24 protein-coding genes are annotated in these 20,290 nt (G+C 68.6%); 21 read left to right on the top strand and 3 right to left on the bottom strand.

Annotated features, from left to right (window positions below):
- Positions 1-304: 304 nt before the first annotated feature.
- The 3 genes from VGB24_RS08415 to VGB24_RS25450 are packed head-to-tail and all read left to right on the top strand — an operon-like array spanning position 305 to position 4,647.
- On the top strand, positions 305-2,704 hold the full coding sequence (locus tag VGB24_RS08415; RefSeq protein ID WP_331072498.1) for an ATP-binding protein: 2,400 nt from the start codon (positions 305-307) through the stop codon (positions 2,702-2,704).
- Positions 2,701-4,413, top strand: a complete 1,713-nt coding sequence (locus VGB24_RS08410) for an ATP-binding protein (RefSeq protein ID WP_331072497.1) — start codon at positions 2,701-2,703, stop codon at positions 4,411-4,413. The genes VGB24_RS08415 and VGB24_RS08410 overlap by 4 nt, the downstream gene beginning before the upstream one ends.
- 9 nt (positions 4,414-4,422) lie before the next feature.
- Entirely contained in the window at positions 4,423-4,647 is a 225-nt protein-coding gene (locus tag VGB24_RS25450; RefSeq protein WP_414676721.1) for a DUF1990 family protein, read from the top strand.
- A 20-nt stretch (positions 4,648-4,667) separates the two neighbouring features.
- Here the strand turns inward: VGB24_RS25450 and VGB24_RS08405 are convergent, their stop codons facing one another.
- The 3 genes from VGB24_RS08405 to VGB24_RS08395 form a co-directional block, all read right to left on the bottom strand.
- Positions 4,668-5,000: a hypothetical protein gene (locus tag VGB24_RS08405; RefSeq protein ID WP_331072496.1), complete on the bottom strand. Its 333-nt coding sequence runs from the start codon at positions 4,998-5,000 to the stop codon at positions 4,668-4,670.
- Positions 5,001-5,122: 122 nt separating this feature from the next.
- Positions 5,123-5,584, bottom strand: coding sequence for a PH domain-containing protein (locus tag VGB24_RS08400; RefSeq protein WP_331072495.1), 462 nt, complete (start codon positions 5,582-5,584; stop codon positions 5,123-5,125).
- Positions 5,585-5,605: 21 nt separating this feature from the next.
- Entirely contained in the window at positions 5,606-6,448 is an 843-nt protein-coding gene (locus tag VGB24_RS08395; RefSeq protein ID WP_331072517.1) for an alpha/beta hydrolase family protein, read from the bottom strand.
- A 682-nt stretch (positions 6,449-7,130) separates the two neighbouring features.
- On the opposite strand from VGB24_RS08395, the gene VGB24_RS08390 reads away from it, so the two are divergent.
- From VGB24_RS08390 to VGB24_RS08305, 18 genes are all read left to right on the top strand, one after another.
- A complete protein-coding gene (locus VGB24_RS08390) occupies positions 7,131-8,150 on the top strand; it encodes an alpha/beta hydrolase family protein (protein ID WP_331072494.1) in 1,020 nt (339 codons plus the stop codon).
- An 8-nt stretch (positions 8,151-8,158) separates the two neighbouring features.
- Positions 8,159-8,674: a DUF1697 domain-containing protein gene (locus VGB24_RS08385; protein ID WP_331072493.1), complete on the top strand. Its 516-nt coding sequence runs from the start codon at positions 8,159-8,161 to the stop codon at positions 8,672-8,674.
- Between the two features lie 61 nt (positions 8,675-8,735).
- On the top strand, positions 8,736-9,359 hold the full coding sequence (locus VGB24_RS08380; protein WP_331072492.1) for a hypothetical protein: 624 nt from the start codon (positions 8,736-8,738) through the stop codon (positions 9,357-9,359).
- A gap of 33 nt (positions 9,360-9,392) precedes the next feature.
- Entirely contained in the window at positions 9,393-9,653 is a 261-nt protein-coding gene (locus tag VGB24_RS08375) for a hypothetical protein (protein WP_331072491.1), read from the top strand.
- 64 nt (positions 9,654-9,717) lie between these two features.
- Positions 9,718-10,236, top strand: a complete 519-nt coding sequence (locus tag VGB24_RS08370; RefSeq protein ID WP_331072490.1) for a dihydrofolate reductase family protein — start codon at positions 9,718-9,720, stop codon at positions 10,234-10,236.
- A 77-nt stretch (positions 10,237-10,313) separates the two neighbouring features.
- Positions 10,314-10,886, top strand: coding sequence for a hypothetical protein (locus VGB24_RS08365; protein WP_331072489.1), 573 nt, complete (start codon positions 10,314-10,316; stop codon positions 10,884-10,886).
- A 47-nt stretch (positions 10,887-10,933) separates the two neighbouring features.
- Positions 10,934-11,665 carry a protein-L-isoaspartate(D-aspartate) O-methyltransferase gene (locus tag VGB24_RS08360; RefSeq protein WP_331072488.1) on the top strand — a complete coding sequence of 244 codons (732 nt, stop codon included), beginning with the start codon at positions 10,934-10,936 and terminating at the stop codon, positions 11,663-11,665.
- A gap of 105 nt (positions 11,666-11,770) precedes the next feature.
- Positions 11,771-12,472, top strand: coding sequence for a hypothetical protein (locus VGB24_RS08355; RefSeq protein WP_331072487.1), 702 nt, complete (start codon positions 11,771-11,773; stop codon positions 12,470-12,472).
- Positions 12,473-12,589: 117 nt separating this feature from the next.
- Complete coding sequence (locus VGB24_RS08350; RefSeq protein WP_331072486.1) at positions 12,590-13,186, top strand: AAA family ATPase; 597 nt, start codon at positions 12,590-12,592, stop codon at positions 13,184-13,186.
- Between the two features lie 264 nt (positions 13,187-13,450).
- Positions 13,451-14,083 (top strand): class I SAM-dependent methyltransferase, encoded by a 633-nt coding sequence (locus tag VGB24_RS08345; RefSeq protein WP_349263905.1) that lies wholly within the window; start codon positions 13,451-13,453, stop codon positions 14,081-14,083.
- Between the two features lie 231 nt (positions 14,084-14,314).
- The gene (locus VGB24_RS08340) at positions 14,315-14,851 is read left to right on the top strand and encodes an NAD(P)H-dependent oxidoreductase (protein ID WP_331072484.1); all 537 of its coding nucleotides are present in this window, start codon (positions 14,315-14,317) and stop codon (positions 14,849-14,851) included.
- Between the two features lie 301 nt (positions 14,852-15,152).
- The gene (locus tag VGB24_RS08335; protein WP_331072483.1) at positions 15,153-15,857 is read left to right on the top strand and encodes a hypothetical protein; all 705 of its coding nucleotides are present in this window, start codon (positions 15,153-15,155) and stop codon (positions 15,855-15,857) included.
- A 72-nt stretch (positions 15,858-15,929) separates the two neighbouring features.
- Positions 15,930-17,054, top strand: coding sequence for a serine hydrolase domain-containing protein (locus VGB24_RS08330; RefSeq protein WP_331072482.1), 1,125 nt, complete (start codon positions 15,930-15,932; stop codon positions 17,052-17,054).
- Between the two features lie 60 nt (positions 17,055-17,114).
- Positions 17,115-17,633, top strand: coding sequence for a cupin domain-containing protein (locus tag VGB24_RS08325; protein WP_331072481.1), 519 nt, complete (start codon positions 17,115-17,117; stop codon positions 17,631-17,633).
- A gap of 59 nt (positions 17,634-17,692) precedes the next feature.
- Positions 17,693-18,166 carry an SAM-dependent methyltransferase gene (locus VGB24_RS08320; RefSeq protein ID WP_331072480.1) on the top strand — a complete coding sequence of 158 codons (474 nt, stop codon included), beginning with the start codon at positions 17,693-17,695 and terminating at the stop codon, positions 18,164-18,166.
- Between the two features lie 6 nt (positions 18,167-18,172).
- The gene (locus VGB24_RS08315; RefSeq protein ID WP_331072479.1) at positions 18,173-18,778 is read left to right on the top strand and encodes a YdcF family protein; all 606 of its coding nucleotides are present in this window, start codon (positions 18,173-18,175) and stop codon (positions 18,776-18,778) included.
- 66 nt (positions 18,779-18,844) lie between these two features.
- Positions 18,845-19,297: a DUF1569 domain-containing protein gene (locus VGB24_RS08310; protein WP_331072478.1), complete on the top strand. Its 453-nt coding sequence runs from the start codon at positions 18,845-18,847 to the stop codon at positions 19,295-19,297.
- 103 nt (positions 19,298-19,400) lie between these two features.
- Positions 19,401-20,261: a GntR family transcriptional regulator gene (locus VGB24_RS08305; protein WP_331072477.1), complete on the top strand. Its 861-nt coding sequence runs from the start codon at positions 19,401-19,403 to the stop codon at positions 20,259-20,261.
- Positions 20,262-20,290 lie beyond the last annotated feature (29 nt).

The raw sequence follows: 20,290 nt of genomic DNA, 5'->3' as shown, positions 1-20,290 counted from the left end.
CTGCGCGACGGCGACGCCCCGATCGTTTTCCCGCCCCCACACCCGCGCCACCACATGGCGCCCCTGCAGCATGACCATGCCTTCCGGCTCCGCCGTTCCGACCGGCGGTGCCAGCACCGAAGCCGCGCCGCCCGATCTCCATGACGTGGAGGTTCGCGAGAGTGCAGCCCGGAGAATCGTTTCGTTCCCCGCAATCCGGATACTCGCCCAGCCTCCGCCCAACCTCCGCGGGCCGCCGCCCCCCGCTCCAGGTCGCCACGAGGCCGCATCGGCAGGCGGCCCGGCGCGGTGGCATGCCGATCTCGTGCGCACACTGGGGCGAGCTTCGCGGCTGGCCGCCGCACTGGTCCTCGTCGGGGGCTCGCTCGTCCTGCTGGGATGGCGGCTCGATCTCCGGTTCCTGCAGGCTATCGGGCCGGTCGACGTGGTGATGAACCCGCTGGCGGCACTCCTCTTCGTGCTCATCGGGAGTGCCTTGCTGCTGGACGAGCGGTATGGCGCGCGAGGATCGTGGCATCGTGGGCTCGCCGGCTTCGGCCTGGTCGTCGCCCTGTGCGGAGGCCTGGTCCTGATGCGCTCCGTCGCCGGGTGGCAGGCCGGTGTCGACGAGTGGCTCTTCCGCGCGAAGGTGCGCAGCGTCGACCCGCCGGACTGGATGGCCGCGAATTCGGCGGCGAACTTCCTTTTCTTTGGGCTGGCGCTGCTCGCCGGGCGCGCTCGCGTGGGCAGCGGATGGCGGCCCGCGTACTGGCTGGTCCTCCCGGCGGCGCTGAGCTCGCTGCTCGTGGTGATCGGGTACCTGTACGACGCGGCGGGGCTCACCACGTTTCAGCTGCAGCTTCCGATGGCGCTGAACACCGCGCTGTTCTTTCTCACCGCCTGCTTCGCGCTCGTCGCCGCTCATCCGGACGAAGGGGCGATGGCGCTGTTCGTGAGCGACAGCGCGGGAGGCACGATCACCCGCCGCCTGCTGCCGGCCCTGCTCCTGGTTCCCCTGGTGTTGGGGGTCCTGGTCAACACGGGCATGCGCGCCGGATGGTACGGCCCCACGGTGGGGTTGGCCCTGCTCACGCTCGCCACGATCGTCCTTTCCGTGCTGCTCACCACCACGACCGCCGGCGCGCTTCACCGCAGCGACCTGGCGCTGCGGGGGAGCGAGGAGCACTTCCGCAGGATCATCGAGAACGCCTCGGACTTCGCCTCGATCCTGGGGCCCGGGGGCGTCAACACCTACCAGAGCCCCGCCATCGAGCACATCCTGGGCTACAAGCCCGAGGAAATCGTGGGGACGAGCGCGTTCGACCGCATACACCCGGAGGATTGGGCCGCCTGCCGCGAGGTGCTGGGGTGGGTCACCGGGCATCCCGGCGAGACGCGCCCGGTGGAGTTCCGCTACCGTCACAAGGACGGCTCCTGGAAGGTCATCGAGGCGCACGCGCGCACGCTCCTGCCCGACTCCGCCGCCGAGGGAGTCGTCGTCAACAGCCGCGACGTGACCGAGCGGACTCGATACGAGAAAGACCTCCGCGACGCCGTGGCGGCGGCGGAGGCGGCGAACCGCGCCAAGAGCGAGTTCCTTTCCCGCATGAGCCACGAGCTCCGCACCCCCATGAACAGCATCCTGGGGTTCGGCCAGCTGCTCGCGCGCAAGGACCTTCCGCCGGACCAGCGCAAGGGGGTCGACTACATCCTGAAGGCGGGAGAGCACCTCCTCACCCTGATCAACGAAGTGCTCGAGATTTCGAGCATCGAGGCGGGGCGCCAGACCTTTTCCCTGGAGCCCGTGCACGTCGCCACCGTGCTCCAGGAGACGCGCGCGCTGATCCAGCCGCTCGCCGCGCAGCGCGGCCTGACGCTCGGCGACTGCGACCTCGAGCCGCGGCTGCACGTGCACGCCGACCGGCAGCGGCTCGTACAGGTTCTCCTGAACCTGCTCGCCAACGCCGTGAAGTACAACCGCCCTGGCGGGGATGTCTCGATGGTGTGCGAGGAGCGGGAGCGGCCCGGTGGCGCCCGTACCGTGGTGATCGGCGTCCGGGACACCGGCCCGGGAATCCACCCGGACGACGTGCTACGGCTCTTCACCCCGTTCGAACGGCTCGGAGCCGCGCAGTCGGACCTCGAGGGCACGGGCCTTGGGCTGGCGCTCTCCAGGCGGCTCGTAGAGGCGATGGGGGGTACGCTCACCGTCGACTCCCGGGTGGGGGAGGGGAGTACGTTCCTGGTCGAGCTGGCCAGGTCGGAGAGCCCGATCGCAGTGGTGGGGCTGGAGGGAGGCCGTCTCGCCGGTGCGGCGGCTCCCGGCGTGGACGCCAGCCCCGCCACGATCCTCTACATCGAGGACAACCTGCCGAACCTGGCGCTCGTCACGGCCATTCTCGCCGAGCGCCCGTACATCACCCTGCTCTCCTCGGTCCAGGGACAGATGGGACTGGACCTCGCGGCCCAGCACGGCCCACAGCTGATCCTTCTCGACATGCACCTCCCCGACGTGCGGGGAGACGAGGTCCTCCGCCGGCTGCGGGAGAACCCGCGGACCCGCGAGATCCCCGTGGTCATCGTGAGCGCCGACGCAACGGGCAGCAGCGTGGGCCGGCTCACCGACGCGGGCGCATCCGGCTACCTGACGAAGCCGCTCGACGTCGCGCAGTTCCTGGCCACCGTCGACCGCCTCCTGCCTCCCCGCCCGGAAGGCCACCCATGACCGGCACGGACCTTCACGCCGCCCGGATCCTCATCGTCGACGACGAGCAGGCGAACATCGATCTTCTCGTCGGCTGCATCCAGGACGAAGGGTACGAGGACTTCGCAACCACCCGCGATCCCGAGGCCGTCGCCGCGCTGTTCCAGGAGTATGGGCCCGACCTCGTCCTGCTGGACCTGCACATGCCGCGGCTCGACGGGTTCGCTGTCCTGGAGCAGTTGCGCCGGTACGTCTCGCCCGACGAGTTCCTCCCGGTCCTCGTGCTCACGGCGGACGCATCGCGCGCCACGAAGGAGCGGGCGCTTTCCTGCGGCGCGACCGACTTCCTCACCAAGCCGCTCGGCATCACGGAGGTCCTGCTCCGAATCGGCAACCTTCTGCATACCCGGCAGCTCCACGTGGACCAGCGGCTCGCGCGGCGGCGAGCCGAGGATACCGAGCGCCGCGCTTCGCTGCTGGCCGAGGCGAGCCGGGTCCTCGCGAGCTCCTTCGACCATCAGACCACCCTCGCGATGCTCTGCCGGGCGATGGTGCCGGGGATCGCCGACTACTGCGTGGTCGACGTCCTCCAGGCGGATGGAACCATCGTGCGGCCGGGGTTCAGCCACGTAGACCCCGCGATCGAGCCCCTTCTGCGCGAAACCGCCCATGCCCAGCCGTCCGTGCTCCCCGCGGACCACCCGGTGGTCGTCGCGCTGCGGGAGGGGCGCCGCACCCTGGCGCAGGAGATCACGCCCGGGATGGTGTCCGCCGTCACCGGAAGCCACGAGCACCGCCAGCTGCTCGCCCGGCTTCGCCCCCGGTCGCTGATCACCGTGCCCATCGTGGCATCGGGGCCCATCCTGGGGGCGCTCGTGCTCGTCTACTCCGATTCGGGCCGGCGGTACGCGGCCGAGGACCTGGAGCTTGCCCGCGAGCTGGGCCGCCGCGCCGCGACGACCATCGAGAATGCGCAGCTGTTCGACCAGGCGCACCGGGCTACCCGCGCCCGTGACGAGATGCTGGGCATGGTCGCGCACGATCTGCGGAACCCGCTCAGCACCATCATGATGGGCTCCGAGATGCTCATCGATTCTTCGCTCGACGACGCGCAGCGGCGGTTCGTCGAACTGGTGCGCCGCGCCGCCGGCCGCATGCAGGAGCTGATCCAGGACCTGCTCGAGGCGCGCCAGATCGAAAGCGGGCAGCTGCGCGTATCGCCCCAGGCCCAACCCGTCGGGCCGCTCGTCGCGGAAGCCGTCGCGATGCTGACGCCCCTGGCCGCGGGCCGGGGGATCGGCCTGCGCGCCGTGCTCGACGACGGGCTGCGCCCCGCCCTGGTCGACGGCGCGCGGCTCCTGCAGGTCCTGTCGAACCTGGTCGGCAACGCGCTCAAGTTCACTCCAGCAGGGGGAAGCGTGGAGATCGGGTGCATTCCGCTGGGAGAAGAGCTCCGCCTCGTGGTCTCCGATACCGGCCCGGGGATTCCCCCGGAGCAGATCCCGCACGTCTTCGGCCGGTACTGGCAGGCGGCCAAGGGAGACCGGCGGGGGATCGGCCTTGGGCTGTCGATCGTGAGGGGGATCGTGGAGGCCCACGGCGGCCGGGTATGGGTGGAGAGCAGCGTGGGGAGCGGGGCTCGCTTCTATTTCACCGTTCCCGCGCAGCCGGTGGGCGCGGAAGCGATGCTGGCCGACGCGCAGCCGCTCCCCTTGCTCGTGGTGAATTGAGCCCCCTGCATGGCCCGACGCAGGACCGCTGCACACGAGGTCGAGCGCGCACCAGTTCGCGCCGTTGCGGCCGTGCAGCGGTGGGCCATGTACGACCTGCCGTGGACGTCGCTGCATCCCGCGGAACCCCCTGTCCACACCGGAAGCACCTTCGCGACCGTCGTCCGCCACCTCGGCTTCTGGTCCATCAACCCGTGCCGGGGATCCCGCCGTACAACAGGCCCGCGACGGTGACACCCAGGCTGCGCGAATCCTCAGCCGTCCTGCGATGCATTGCCGAGCGCGGGCGCGAACGCCATGTCCAGCCCCGCGAGCGCCACCCCGTTCGCCACGCCCAGGACGAGTGCCAACGGCAGCTCGCGCGGGAAGGGCGAGCCCGCAGGCATGCGCGCAGCGCACGCCGCCAGGTGCGAGCGCAACCCCAGCCTGGGCGCCAGCAGAACGCCGGCCAGGACGCCGCTGGCCAGCAGCAGCGTGGGCTGCAGCATTGCAAGCGCGGCCAGCAGCGGGGTAGGGACCTCGGGAAAGCCGGGGATCTGCTCCACCTCGGCCCGCAACCCGGGGGCGAGCACTGCTCCCAGAGCCACGACGCCCGAGAATCCGGGAACGAAGAGCGCCATCGCTTGATGCCGCCGCCGGCCTGGTGGCGCGGGTGCAGCAGCGCGGGCCAGAGCCGCCGCGCCGTCGGTATCCGGCGGCACAGGGAAAGTCACCGTGCCGGGGAGCCGGCGAGCTCCCGGACCCGGGCGACGAAGCGCTCCGGCTCGGCCACGCTGAGCAGCAGGGCATACCCATCACGAGTGGGAAGATACGCCACGCGCCGCGGGTCTGTGACGAACGCCAGCACCCTCTCGCGGCTCCGCGTGGTGAACCAGCCGACGCTATAACCGGGAAGTCCCACGCCGTTGTCGCGTACGTGCAGCCGCAGCCCGAGCTCGCGCGTCAGGTCCGCCGGGCGCGCGTCCGCCAGAAGCAGGCTGCGGGCCGGCACCATGCGCCCATACTCGCCCCTGACGCGCACGCCAGCAGGGGAGACCTCCACCTGCAGGCGCCGCGCATTCCACAGCATCACGGCGAAAAACAGCAGCAGAGCCAGCAGCAGGACCATCACCGCCCCCGGGACCCAGAACGCCCGCGCAGACGCGGGCACAATCGGGAACGACTCGCTCATGTTCCCCCTCCGTCCAGAAACTCAGCGCGCCTTCATCCACTCCCCGGCGGCGCGGATCACGCCGGCACCCGGCGCGCCGCTAGCCGTGTCGTAGAGCGAGTGGTCGAGCCCTGCATAGGTGCGCAGTTCCACCGCCGCCGACCGCACCGAGGCGGCGCGCCAGCGATCGAGGCTACGCTGCAGGGTGCCGCCGGGAAGGTACGGATCGGCCAACCCCTGCACCACGAGCACCGGCCTGCCGAGGGCCTCGGCGATGCTGTCCGCTCGTTGCGTATAACTGATGAACTGGCGCCAGTACTCCGCTCCGGCGCCAAGGATTTCGCCGTCCGCCGGAAAGGTGCCGTCCCGCAGCGCGCGGAACTGGCCATCAACGTCCTCCGCCATCCCCGGAGGCACGTCTTCGCTCGCCCGCAGCTGCTCCACGACCAGCGAGTCGATGGCGAGCGCCGTGGCCGCTACCGCGATCACGGCGCGGACGGGGCCGCGTGCCGCGGCGACAGGGGCGAGCGCGGCGCCTTCGCTGTGGCCCAGGATGAACACGCGCGCTGGATCCACCTCAGGGCGCGACGCAAGATAGCGCACCGCGGCCAAGGCGTCCTCAACCTGATCGTCCTGCGTGAGCGTGAGCGGGTCCAGGGACGGATAGGTGAGGAACCGCTTGTCGTACCGCAGCACCGCAATGCCGTCCCGGCCCAGAAGGTCGGCCCAGGTTCGGTAGGCCGCGGCAGCAGCAAGGGAAAGGGGATGAAGGTGCCGTTCCGGTTGACCGGCCCTGAGCCGGGAATTACCACTACTGCAGGCGCGGGAACGCCGTGAGCGGGGAGGAAAAGGGTGCCGGAGAGTGCTAGCCCGCCGGAGTGAAATGTGACCTCCTCCGATCGGTACGGGCCGACCGGCGCGGGTCTGGCTGAACCGGATGCCCGGCGTTGGTGCACGCCGCGGGCGCGGCGAGCGCCACTAGGAAACGAAGCCCTTTCAGCGAGATCATGCAGGATCAGACGCATAGGAGTCGTGGCGTTGTTGCCGGACGGAGGCAAGAAACGGTTCATTACTGGCATGGCTGCGTTCATGACACACACACGGTGGGGTACATGGATCGGTGCTCAGACGCGGTGGACTGGCTGCTGTACGCCTCGCACGAGAGCTCGCTTACCGTTGGAGGAAAATGGCTGATCTCGCGGGTGAAGGCCGCCTGGCCAGAATGGGAGCGACACGTGTGGACCAACCCGGCCGCGACACGGACGCGTGGATGACTGCATGAGCCCGCGCGACGCGCCTGTAAGATGGGTCCAGAGGTCGAACGCGGCCGCATTGGCTCCGCAGGTGCCGTGCTGCAAGTAGGCGATTGAGGCTGATCCTTGCGCCGTTCGCGCAATTGCGTCTAGTTGGAACGCGGTTCGGCGTCAGAATCAGCCGTCGTTCCGCGATGCATGTGCAGCCCCTCTCGTCGTCAGTCCCCTGGCTGGTACCCGCCATGCCCACGTCGCAACCTTCCTGGCTGTCCTGTAGCCACCCCTTGGCCCGGGGCTGTCGTCTCTCCGTGCTGATGGCGCCAATCGGGCTTGGGCTTGCTCTACAGCAGGCTGACGCACAGACGACAGCGGATTCTCTGCGGCTCGTTCCGGCCCATGCGGCGCCCCCCGGCGCGCCGTATCGCGCGGTCGAGGTGCGGGTGCCCTCCGCGGCGGCGGCACTTGGGGCCACGCTCACGATTCCCTGCGGAGCAACGGATCGCCTGCCCGCCGCCGTGCTGATCGCCGGAACGGGGGTGCAGGATCGCGACGGAGGCGTGGTGCCTGATGACCGGTACCGGCCGTTGCGGCAGATCGCCGATACCCTCTCCCGGCGCGGGATCGCCGTTCTGCGCCTGGACGATCGCGGTTTTGCGGAAGGCAAGCTCTGGTCACCTCCCACCGCCGAAGAGGTTGCAGCGGACGTACGCAACGCGGTTGCCCTCCTCCGGGGGAGGGCGGATATCGATCCGCAACGTCTCCTCCTGGTCGGGCACAGTGAGGGCGGCATCGTCGCCCCCATGATTGCTGCGGGGGATTCGGCCCTGGCCGGCATCATCCTGCTCGGCGCACCGGCGAAGTCCTGGCGCCAGACCCGGCAAGAACTGGCGAGAGCCGCGGCGGAGCGGGACCCCCGCTTGCGAACGGCCGAGGAACGCGACTCCGTGGCGAGCGCGCAGCTCGCCAGTGAAGAGGTCATGATCACTCGCGTTCGTGCCTTTGGATTTCTCGCGGATCATGATCCGCTGCCGGCCGCCCGACGGGTACGCCGCCCGAGCGTGCTGATCCTTCATGGAGCGACGGATCAGCAGGTTCCGCCGGCCCACGTCGAGCTGCTTGCGGCGGCATTCCGCGCCGGAGGCAACCGCGACGTGAGGGTACGGCTCTTCCCGGAAACCAACCACCTGATGGTGCACGATCCCCATGGCGACCCATCTGGCTACGAGGCGCTCCCGTCACAAACGGTAACGGCCGAGGTGCTCGGGGCGCTTGCGGAGTGGGCCTCCACCCGGCTCGGTGCTCGTTCGGACCCGCAACCGTCTACCTGCCGCTGACCGACGCCATGCCTCGCTACGTCGCTCTGCTTCGCGGGGTCAGCCCCTCGAACTGCAAGATGCCGCAGCTGAAGGAGTGCTTTCAGGCGGCGGGATTCGAGGGTGTGCGCACACTTCTGTCCAGCGGCAATGTCGTGTTCACCACGCATGAGTCGTCCTGGGAGGCGCTCGAACGGCAGGCCGAGCAAGCCATGCTCGCGTCGTTGGGGCACGCCTTTCCCACGATCATTCGGCCGACTGAATATCTCCAGGACCTCGTGGCGAGCGACCCGTTCGCCGAGTTCACCCTGCCGCCCACGGCCAAACGCGTGGTCACCTTCCTGCGGCGCGCAGCGAATCCGGTTGTGGAACTGCCGCTTGAACGTGACGGAGCAAGAATCCTCAAACTTGCAGGCACCGAGGTATTCACGGCGTATGAGCCAAGCCCCAGGGGGCCCGCCTTCATGACGCTGCTGGAGCGCACATTTGGAAAGGACATCACCACGCGCACCCTCGACACGGTGAAGAAGTGCGCCGTAGCATAGAGTTGACCGATAGGAGGGAGGGGGCGAGGCGCAGATGAATCGAGGGCACTGGCAAGGACTGGTGGACCAACTCCGCGGCGCCGAATACCAGTTTGGTGTGATCGCGCCCGCCTCACCGCGCCAACGGATCGAGTTCGATGCCGGCCTTACTGGCGCCGAGGTCGCTGCCGTGGAAACGCGATTCGCTTTTCTGTTCCCGCCCGACCTCCGCGACTTCCTGCAGACCGCGCTGCCTCGCGGTCCGCAGTTTCCCGACTGGCGATCCGGTGATGATGCTACGCTGCGGGACTGGTTGGATCAGCCGCGGCAGGGTGTGCTGTTCGATGTGGAGCACAACGCGTTCTGGCTCAACGCATGGGGGCCGCGTCCCGGATCGCTCGAGGAAGCGTTGCGAGTCGCGGACGAGCTTGTTGCGGCCGCCCCACGGCTGATCCCTCTGTATGGACACAGGATGATGCCGGACGAGCCGCATCAGCCGGGCAACCCGGTGTTCTCCGTCCACCAGACGGACATCATCCACTACGGATTCGACTTGGCCGACTACCTCCGTGCCGAGTTCCATCTGCCGGGCCGCGAGCCGTGGCCAAAGACGATTCGCCCGATCCGGTTCTGGGATTTGGATCGGTTCCATGATGTGCGCTGGAGCCCGGAGGGTGGGCGCGTCTTCGACAACCGGGCCCAATGAGCGGCCGGCGCTGGTCTTGTTCGGCTCTTCGCCGTGGTCGGCCGGGTCGGCCCTGGCGACAACGGAGGTTGGGTACTGTTCGACGCCACAGATCTTGCCATGTGCCAGCGTCTCGTCGCGCAGTTCGGCGCGTACGGCACGCATCCCCATTGGTATTGGAGTGCCTACCGCATCCGTGACTACTACTTCGTGGCATGGCGATTCGTGAACACGGATGGGGGCTTCCGTGTCGGCCTTACTCCGATGCTGATCTTCGATCAAGACTTCGTCCAGGTGGGCGGCTTTGCGTCGTAGGCATGTCGCACGCTGGGCAGACCGACCGAATCAGTAACCCGGGACACGAGCGGACGGAGGTGAGATGAGACGGGTGCGCTACCAGGTTGCACGCAGCCTCGACGGCTTCATCGCCGGACCGGACGACGACTTCGGCTGGATCATCCCCGAGCCCTCGTTCGATTTCGAGGCGCACTACGCCCAGTTCGATACCCTGCTGATGGGCCGCCGCACGTACGAGGTGGTCCGTGCCGCGGGCCAGGGATTCAGCGGAAAGCAGGTGCTCGTCGCCTCTCGAACGCTGGATCCGGAAGGGCATCCCGGAATCGAGGTGGTCCGCGACCGGCTCGAAGAGCGCATTCGTGAGCTGCGTGGGGGCGCAGGCGGCGACATCTGGCTGTATGGCGGTGGCGAGCTGTTCTCACAGCTTCTCGCGTGGGGCCTGGTCGATACCGTGGAACCAGCGATCATTCCGATTCTGCTGGGAGGCGGAGTCCCGCTCCTCCCCTCGCCCGCGGTGCGCCGGCAGCTGACGCTTCGCCGCCACCAGGCATACCCCAGTGGAATGATGCTCCTGGAGTATGAGGTCCTGAAGGACGGGTGATCATTCGTGGTTGATGCGACGACGCCCGGCCGGCTGGAGCAGCTCTCGCGTGTCCGATCCGGCAGGAGCAACCGTCCGTGATGGATCGTAAGCGCAAGATCTGGATTGCACTGGGGCTTCTCGCCGCGTTCGTCGCCTGCGCCCTGGTGCTGGCGCGGCTTTCGGTGCTGTTCTCGATGAGCATGTGCTGCGGGCCACAGGCGACCTCCATCCTCCAGGCGCGGGAGAAGGGGCTGCTCGTGAAGGTGCCCCACCTGGCCTGTCCCGTGGTGGCGTGGGAGGGGGTGGAGCACCGGATCGCCGAGGCGTGGATCGCGCACCGGGTGAAGGTCCAGCCCCGCGGGTACTTCGGGATGCGTACCGTTCCCAGCGGCGACTACAGCCTGTTCGTACGCTTCCACGAATCGCCCGAAGGCAGGCCCGATCTGCCGATGGGGGTGCGCGGTGAACCCGTCTTCGTGCACGGTGACTCGCTGGATGCGTTCGGCTGGTACGGCGGGCTGGCCACGGCGGGGATCGAGCCGCCGTTCCCCGACTCCATCTGCCCGCGCGTGGCTCCGTTCGATTCGGTTCAGGCGAGCAGGATGCGAGACCCGAAGTACCGTGCCCGCGTCGACAGCATCCGCCGGGCGAACAGCAGGCGCGGGTGATGGACGGGCTCGGCCTTCAGACAACCGCAACCAGGGGCTGGCGCCCGATGACTGCTCGTCCCCTGCACCTGCTGCTTCTGCTCGGCTGTGTGCTGGCCTGCCGGCCGAACCCGCCGCAGGCTCGGCCGACAAAGGCCCGCGATCCGTACGCTCGCGAGCGCGCGCAGATGGTGCGGGAGCAGCTGCACGCCCGGGGCATTCGCAACGACGCGGTGCTCGACGCCGTCCGGCGCGTGCCGCGCCACCTGTTCGTTCCGCCGGAATCCCAGGGACAGGCCTACGCCGATCATCCACTGCCGATCGGGTTCGAGCAGACGATCTCGCAGCCGTACATCGTCGGGTACATGACCGAGGCCGCCAGGGTCTCCGCCGGCAGCCGGGTGCTGGAGATCGGAACGGGCTCCGGCTATCAGGCAGCCGTTCTGGCGGAGATTGCGGGGGAGGTGTACAGCATCGAGATCGTGCCCGAACTCGCGGAGCGTGCGCGGGCGCTCCTCGCCGAACTCGGCTACCGCAACGTGCACGTGCGCGCGGGAGACGGATACGCGGGATGGAGGGAGCATGCGCCCTTCGACGCGATCCTGGTGACCGCCGCACCGGACCACGTGCCGCCCGCGCTCGTGGAGCAGCTGGCGGTGAACGGACGGATGGTCATCCCCGTGGGCACCGGAGAGCAGGAGATGCGCGTGATTACGAAGACCCCCGCGGGGGTCGTGGAGGAGCGCACCATGGACGTGCGTTTCGTACCCCTGGTGCGGTCCGACACGACCGGGCCATGAAAGCGCGGGGGTGGACGCACCGCGCACTGGCAGCAACGCTCCGCTTGCACTTTGGCCTTATTGCAATCGAAAGCTCCACCCACCTTCATCCAGGCTTTCCCGATCATGTCCGATCCTAATCTTGCCTCCACGCCCATTCCTCCCCTTGCTGCCAAAGGCAGCCAGCGATGGCTGCAGCTGGCGGTGAATCACCGTCCAGACCTTCTGGATGAACCGCTAAGGGCGGCGATGGGCCTGGCCGCAGACGTCGAGGTCGAATGGCTGTCGCCGCTCGCACGCCAGAACTACGTCGAATATCGCGACGGTATGACGTACGACCACCTGGGCGTTCAGCTACGCCGTCCTTCGATCGACTTCTGGCCGAACAGAGGGCCGATGTGGGACGGCTTGGCCCGGCTAAGCACGGGTGACGTGCTGCTGGTGGAAGCGAAAGCGCACATCCAGGAAATGGTGTCGAACGGAACGCGAGCATCCGAACCCGCACGGGCGAAGATCGTGGAAAGCCTTCGGGCCGTGCAGCGCGTCCTGGCGCCACGGGCTGATGTCGACTGGGCCGGCACGTTCTACCAGTACGCCAACCGCCTGGCGCACCTTCACTTTCTCCGCGAAGACAATGGCGTGCCCGCGCACCTGGTGTTCATCTATTTCCTGAACGCAGAAGATGTAGGCGGTCCGTCGGAGCGGGCTGAGTGGATCGGCGCCATCAAGGTCGTAGAAGGCTACCTCGGTCTCGGCCGGCACCGGCTCAGCAGGTACGTACACAAGGTTTTTGTCGATGTCCGGGAGCTGTCGGGAGGGGACGCCTGAGCGGGTGGGTTCGGTTCTGGCGTTGTCATTCTTCAAGCATGCGCCCTCTGATGGCTGCCACGTAGAAACCATAACGCTCCAGGCGCAGATGGAACCCGCACGCGATGGCGCATCCCCATGAGCGCTGCCGTCGATCCCCCGACGCTTGTCTTCCTGGTGGGTCCGCCGGCCGTCGGAAAGATGACGGTGGGCCACGAGCTCGCGGCGCTTACCGGCCTGCGTCTCTTCCACAACCATCACACGATCGAACTCGTTCTGCGGTTCTTTCCGTTCGGCTCTCCGCCGTTCCAGCGCCTGGTCGGAGAATTCCGCCGCCGCGTGTTCGAAGAAGTAGCCGAAAGCAACCTGCCGGGGTTGATCTTCACGTACGTGTGGGCGTTCGACGATCCGAGCGACGAGGCCGCGGTGGAGGGGTGGGCCGACATTTTCCGGAAGAGAGGTGGGCGTGTCGTTTTCGCGGAACTCGAGGCGTCCCTGGGGGAACGGCTGCGCCGGAACGAAACCGAGTTCCGCCTGGCCGAAAAGCCGTCGAAGCGTGATCTCGCTGCGTCACGCCAACGGCTGCTGCAGGCAGACGCGCGTTATCGGCTGAACTCGCGCGGTGCCTGCGACGGGCGGGACGACTGGTTCCGCCTCGACACCACGGACCTGGCAGCGGCCGAGGCCGCGGAACGGATCCTCGTCCGTTTCGGACTCCCGCGGGTAACCTGCTGACCATCGCGCTACGGGCGACCACCCAATCCCCACGAGTATGGCATCGCGCCTCGTGCCCTCCTCCGGCTCCGCGCACCTCGGTCCGCCCCGTGGCACGCGCGCGGTGGAACTCGCCCCGTGGAGGCCATCGACAGCGTTGCGCAGCCATGGCCGCGTTCGCCAGCTTGTCGAGACGCTTCGGCCATTCTTCCGGGGCATTCCTCGGTCTTGCACTCGGCCCCACACTACGACTGGATTCCCCATGATCCGGCTGTCGTACGCATGATTCGCAGCTTCATCTACGACACCCTGATCCTGAGGCTCACCTCGCGGTGGTACGCGGAGGTGCTGCGGCGCGTCCCCAACGGCGCCGCGATGCTGGACGTGGGGATCGGCACGGCTGGCGCTCTGCTGGCGAACGACGACTTGGTGACGCGGAAGCGCCTGCGCGTGGTGGGCATCGACATCGACGGCGACTACGTCGAGCGCGCACGGCGACGGCTTGGGGACTCCGCGCTGAGTGGTCGTGCCCAGGTACGTCTCGAATCCGTCTATGATCACCAGGGCGGGCCGTATGACGCGGTGTATTTCTCCGGAAGCTTCATGCTCCTTCCCGAGCCCGAGCAGGCGTTGCGGCATTGTTGCGCGCTGCTGAACCCGGGCGGACGGATCTTCTTCACGCAGACCATCCAGACACAGCCGGCCCGCTGGATGGAGATCCTCAAGCCCATGCTGAAGCGGGTCACGAGCATCGATTTCGGCCGCGTGACCTACGAGGCCGATTTCAGGGCCCAAATCCACGCCGCCGGTCTGGAGCTGGAGGAGTTCACCGCCCTGGCGCACCACGGAAGCCGGGCCTCGTACATTGCCGTGGCACGTCACGCTCGCACTGGCCAACGACAGGGAGAACCGTCTTGAATCAGGAGGCTGAAGTGCAGCGGCAGGCGTATGCTGCCCGGCCGTCCAGCACGAACACGCGCAAGGCTTCGGGCGGCTCGCTCCCAGCGACATCCATGCGACCCACGATCTTCTTCCTGGCCGCGGCGCTCGGGAGTCATCCCCAGCCGCCAAGGGTTTTTCTGCGCCATCAGAACGTCCGGGTGATGCTGCCCGTCCGGGATAGGATGAATGTCAAGAGGGTTCCCGCGCATGAACATCGTCGCAATCATCGGGAGTGCTCGGCGGGACGGTGATTCCACCCGGCTCGCCGACGCGGTGCTCGCGGGGCGGAGTGCACAGAGGTTAGACCTCGCGTCGCTGCACGTTCGCGATTACGAGTATGGCCGGGCCGTCGAGGGAGACGATTTCCTGGCCGTGGCGGAGGCGATTGCCAATGCCGACGGGGTGCTTTTCGTTACGCCGATCTACTGGTACGCGATGAGCGGCGTGCTGAAGCGCTTCTTCGATCGGCTGACCGACCTGATCACGGTGCGGAAGCCGCTCGGGCGCCGCCTTGCGGGACGCTCCATGTGGGTGGCCGCGTGCGGGACGGACCCGGCACTCCCGGAGGGCTTCGACGTCCCGTTTCGGAGAACGGCAGCTTACTTCGGCATGATCTATGGTGGAACGCTCTACGTGAGCATCCGGAACGGTGCGGCGCTGTCGCCCGAGCAGGCGAGGCAGGCGGACGAGTTCGGGGCGCGGATGTTCAGGGCAGCTGATCCCGGGACGACGCAGTCGGGGTGAGCGCTCGCCACGTTGCACGGCAGATCGCGTGAGCGCCCAGCTGCGATGCGCTGCGCGCCAAGGGCGGACCGCTCGGCTGGGGCCTGGGAGATGGCCTCGAGGAGATCTACATGGAATACCTGTATGATGATCCTGAGGATGCATAGGGTGACCTTTGCGTACCGTGCCGAACGCGCGTACGATTCGGCACCAGCTGCGATGAACAGATCAGCGACTACGAGCCATGCCGACCTCATGGTCTCCACCCAGCTCCACAACATCCGCGTCCTGCTCGGCCAGCCCGCGTGGTGAGGCGGCCGCAATGAGCCCATCCAACCTCGAGATCCTGGCGTACGAAGAGAGCCCGCTGGGTCCGCTCTGCCTGCGGCGGCGGGAGCTGCTGTCGCGCCCCGGAACGGTGGTCACCGAAGTGACGCTGAACCACGCGTTCCTGATGAGCAGCTACAACACGGCCTCGGAGCGGGCGCTCGCTTCGGTCGCCGTGCAGATGCACCCGGGCACCGATCTGCGGGTGCTCGTGGGCGGGCGGGGGCTGGGGTACACGGCGCACGCGGCCCTCGCGTCCCCTCGCGTGGCCCGGGTGGAGGTGGTGGAGTTCCTTCCGCAGGTGGTCGACTGGATGGAGCAGGGCCTGTTCCCCCTGGCCGCCGCGCTCCAGGCCGACATGCGGTTCTCCACGGCCGCCGGCGACGTCTACGCCCGGCTGGCCGCAGCGCCCAACGAGCGCTGGGACCTGATCCTGATCGACGTCGATCACGCCCCGGACGACCAGCTCAGCCGCACGAACGACGCGTTCTACCGCGCGGAGGGGCTGGAACGGGCGAGCCGGCACCTGGCGCCCGGCGGCATCCTGGGCGTGTGGTCGTACGCCGAGAGCTCGCCCTTCGCCGACGCCCTGCACCAGGTGTTCCAGGAGGTACGCATCGAACCCGTGACGTTCTTCAACGAGATGATCGACGAGGAAGTCACGGACTGGCTCTTTTTTGCGCGGGGCGCGCCGCGGTAGCGGGAGGCCGAAGGCGGCGCCATTGTTGCGCTGCCCGCGAGCACTCGCACGACGCACATCCAAGCCCCACGCATGGCCATGCGACTCCCGCCCGTCCTCGTTCTGCTCGCGCTCGCGTGCCCTCGCACGGCTGCGCCCGGCGCGGCCCAGGCGACGTCCGCCGATACCGGTGTCGCCGCGCACATCGACCGGTTCATCGCCGATTCGCTGGGAGCGGTGCCCTTCAGCGGGACCATCGCCATGTCGCGCGGGGGAGAGCTCGTGTTCAGCCGTGGCTACGGGCTCGCGCACCGGGAGGAGGATGTGCCGGTGACGCCGCGGACGCGCTTCCTGATCGGCTCGGTGACCAAGCAGATGACCGCGGCGGCCGTGTTGATGCTGCAGGATCGCGGACGGCTGAACGTGCACGACCCGATCTGCCGGCACCTCAGCCGCTGCTCCGCGGCCTGGGGCCCGGTGACCATCCACCACCTGCTGACGCACACGTCGGGAATCCCCGACATCTTCGCCCTGGGATTCGGCGCCACCCGCGCGATGCCCCGCACGCACGACCAGCTGGTGGACATCTTCCTCGCCGAGCCGCTCGGTTTCGCTCCGGGAAGCCGCTTCCAGTACAGCAACTCCGCGTACATCCTGCTGGGGGAGATCGTGGAGCGCGCCGGGGGGCGGCCGTACGCGTCGTTCATCCGGGACAGTATCTTCGCCCCCGCGGGGATGGCGAGCACGGGGTTCTGGGACAACGCCGCCGTCGTGAAGCACCTGGCCACCGGCTACGTGGTCCGGGACGGCACTCATCGCAGGGGACCGTACGAGGACCGGACCACCGTCACGGCCGAGGGAAACAGCACGTACTCCACGGGCGAGGACCTTGTCTCGTGGATGCGTATCCTTCACCGCGGGCATCTGCTGTCGCCGGGGTCGCTGAGGGCCATGCTTGCGCCCCATGTGGTTCGGGATGGCGACGGGCCGCGCGCGGGGCAGGGCTACGGCTACGGCTGGTACGTGCACCAGGAGCTCGGAAGGCCCGTGTATTCCCACCCGGGGATCATCCCCGGATACTGGTCGTACGTGGCGTACTTTCCCAACGACGACGTGGCGATCGCCGTGCTCAGCAACTCGTCGCCGAACCTGGCGCCCGTGATTCGCGCCGCGGCGTCGGCGGTGTTCGGCACATCGAGACCAGGAGTGGGAAGATGAGTCGCAGGCGCAAACGGACGTCCACCTTCCTGCCGGCGCGGCACCTGCGCGCGATCTCTCATGAGCCCATCACCTGACCACGACGACGCCACGTCGCACGACCGCGCCGCGCAGCTGATCGCGGCGTTCGGGCTGAAGCCGCACCCCGAGGGCGGCCACTATCGCGAGGTGTTCCGCTCGTCGGCATCCGTCCACCCGGGCGACGGCCGGGGCGAGCGCTGCGGCCTGACGACGATCTACTTCCTGCTGAACGCGGGCGAGCAGAGCCGGCTTCACCGCGTCACCTCCGACGAGGCGTGGCACTTCTACGAGGGCGATCCCCTGGAGCTGCTCTGGACGGGTGCCGACCCCACGGTGCTGCACCAGGCGCGCCTCGGGCCGGTCGCGGACGGCATGGCCCCGGTGGCCGTGGTGCCCGCCGGTGGGTGGCAGGCGGCGCGCTCGAGCGGCGCGTACACGCTGGTCGGCTGCAGCGTGGGGCCGGGCTTCGACTTCGCCGACTTCCAGATGCTCGGGGACCATCCGGAACTCGCCGCAGAGCTGTGTGCGCGGCATCCTGGTTTGCGTCCGTACGTCTAAGATGCAACAGCACGTCCAGGCGGTCCCGCGGTCTGCCGCGCCGGCGCCGCGGTAGTTGAATGCCGTCCCGATCCGCCGGCCTGTCACCGCGTCTCGCGGCGATCGTAGACGCCCTGCCATTGCGCCCGGGAATGCGCGTGCTCGAAATCGGATGCGGGCCGGCCGCGGCGGCCCGGGCGGTCGCGCGCCGGATTGGCGCTGGGCACGTGCTCGCCATCGACCGCTCGGAGAAAGCGGTCGAGCAGGCGAGGGCGGGATCGGCCGATGAGATCGCGGCCGGCCGGCTGAGCGTGCGCCGGGCGACCGTGGAGGAGTTCGCGCTGCGGCCTGGCGAAGCACCGTACGACATCGCGTTCGCCATTCGCGTCGGTGCGCTGGACGGTCGGCACCCCGGGACGGAGCAGCAAGCCCTCCGCCGGATCGCGGCGGCCCTGGTTCGGGGTGGACGCCTGTTCGTCGACGGCGGAGACCCGCTCCGCGAGATCCCCCTCGGCCACGTCGCGGCCGAAGATGCGGCACCCCGACCGACGTAGCCCATCGTGGTGACGAAGAGGGCCAGGCGCATCGTGTGGGGTGCCGCGTGCGCCGTGATCCTGTGGAGCGTGTGCCTGGCATGGCGGATCGCGTCGTATGGCGGCCGGCATGATCCCGCCGCCGCCGACGTGGCGATCGTCCTCGGGGCGGCGGTCCGGGATACGGCGCCTTCGCCCGTGTTCGCGGCGCGGATCGATCACGCCATCGCGCTGTACCGCCGCGGCCGGGTGACGCGGATCGTGTTCACGGGCGGAGTGGGCGGCGGCAATCGCCATGCGGAGGCGGAGGTCGCGCGTCGCCGGGCGATCGCGGCCGGCGTTCCCGCTGCCGCGATCGCCGTGGAAACGCGATCCACGATCACGTACGAGAACCTGGTGGAGGCGAAGGCGCTCCTGTCTTCGGATCCAGATCTCCGCGTGCTCGTCGTGAGCGATCCGCTGCACATGCGCCGCTCCATCGCCATGGCGCGCGACCTTGGCCTGGACGCGCATCCCGCCCCCACGCCGACGAGCCGGTACCGCTCGTGGCGCACCAAGGCGGGTTTCCTGGGCCGCGAAGTCGTCTTCTATTCCCTCTACCTCGTCCAGCGCCTGCCCGGACGAATCGGCTGACCTCCGCTGCGTGACCGCCGCGTCCTGCCCATCCCGACGCATCTCACCACGAACGACGGCATTCCCATGAAGAACCTGTACGAACCCGCCGCCGCGGCCGAAATCAAGGCGCGGCTGCAAAGCCTGCGGCCCGACAGCCAGCGCCAGTGGGGCACCATGAACGTGGCGCAGGCGGTCGCGCACTGTGCCATCGGCATGGAGATGGCGCTCGGGGACACCCGCCCCAAGCGGATGTTCATCGGGCGGATCATCGGCCCGCTGATCAAGTGGCTGGCGATCCGCAACGATGAGCCGATCCGCCGGAACTCGCCGACCGCGCCTGACCTGGTGGTGGCCGGCGAGCGAGAGCTGGAGCGCGAACGCGAGCGCCTGTCGACCCTGATCGACCGCTTTGCCGCCGCGGGCCCGGCGGGCTGCACCACGCATCCGCACAGCTTCTTCGGGCGGATGACGCCGCAGGAGTGGGCCGTGCTGTCGTACAAGCACCTGGATCACCACCTGCGGCAGTTCGGGGTGTAGGTCGGCGAGGGCTTGTACCATGTAACTTGACACAACGCCGCTCATCGTGCATTGTTCATCCCGAGTGGTACAAGCACGTCCTCGCCACACGGGAGAAGGTCACATGCTCACGAAACTCTTCGGCGCACCGTTCCAGCTTTCCGACGCCGTTCGCAAGACGCTCGCGGATGCGCGGAACGAGGCGGTCCGGCTTCGGCACGACTATGTGGGACCTGAGCACCTGCTGATTGCGGCCACGCGCGAGCCGTCGGTTGCTCGCGCGCTCCATGGGTTGGGGGTGGCTCCGGAGCAGGTTCGCGCCGCCGTGGAGTCACGGGTGTCGGTCGGAGCGGAATCCGTCGCGCTGCGGAAGCTCGAGTATACTCGCCAGGGCAAGAAAGTGCTGGAATACGCCGCGGCCGAGGTGCGCGAGAGCGGGTCTCGGGTTGGGCGGATGGGACACCTGTTCCTGGGAATCATCCGCGAGGAAAGCGGGATCGCGTCTCTCGTGCTCAACGAACTCGGCATCACCCTGGACCGCGTCCGACAGCTGCAGGTGGAGGGTCAGCGGGAGCAGGATCCCCGATTCCGGGTGCGGATCGACGATGCGTCGGACCGCTCCATCTACGAGCAGATCGTGGGGCAGATTACGGAAGCGGTCGCGACGGGAGCGCTCGGGCCCGGTGAGCGGCTGCCCACGGTCCGGAAGCTCGCCGACGACCTGGACATCGCGCCGGGAACGGTGGCGAAGGCGTACGGAGAGCTGGAGCGCCAGGGGTTCGTCGTCACCGAGGGCGCTCGTGGGACCCGCGTGGCGGACCGGGGCGGGGCGCCCGCGGACGCAGAGCGGATGCAGACGCTCACCGGCCTCCTCCGTCCAGTCGCAGTTGCCGCGTTCCACTTGGGCGCGGATGCCCAGGACCTTCGCGTGGCGCTCGAATCTGCCATGCAGGGGATCTTCGACCGGGAGCGGAGCGCCGCGTGACAGGATTGCCGGATTGGACACGGCGCGCC

The organism is Longimicrobium sp. (assembly GCF_036399935.1).
Classification (GTDB): Bacteria; Gemmatimonadota; Gemmatimonadetes; order Longimicrobiales; family Longimicrobiaceae; genus Longimicrobium.
This window is presented reverse-complemented; position numbering and strand designations above follow the sequence as displayed.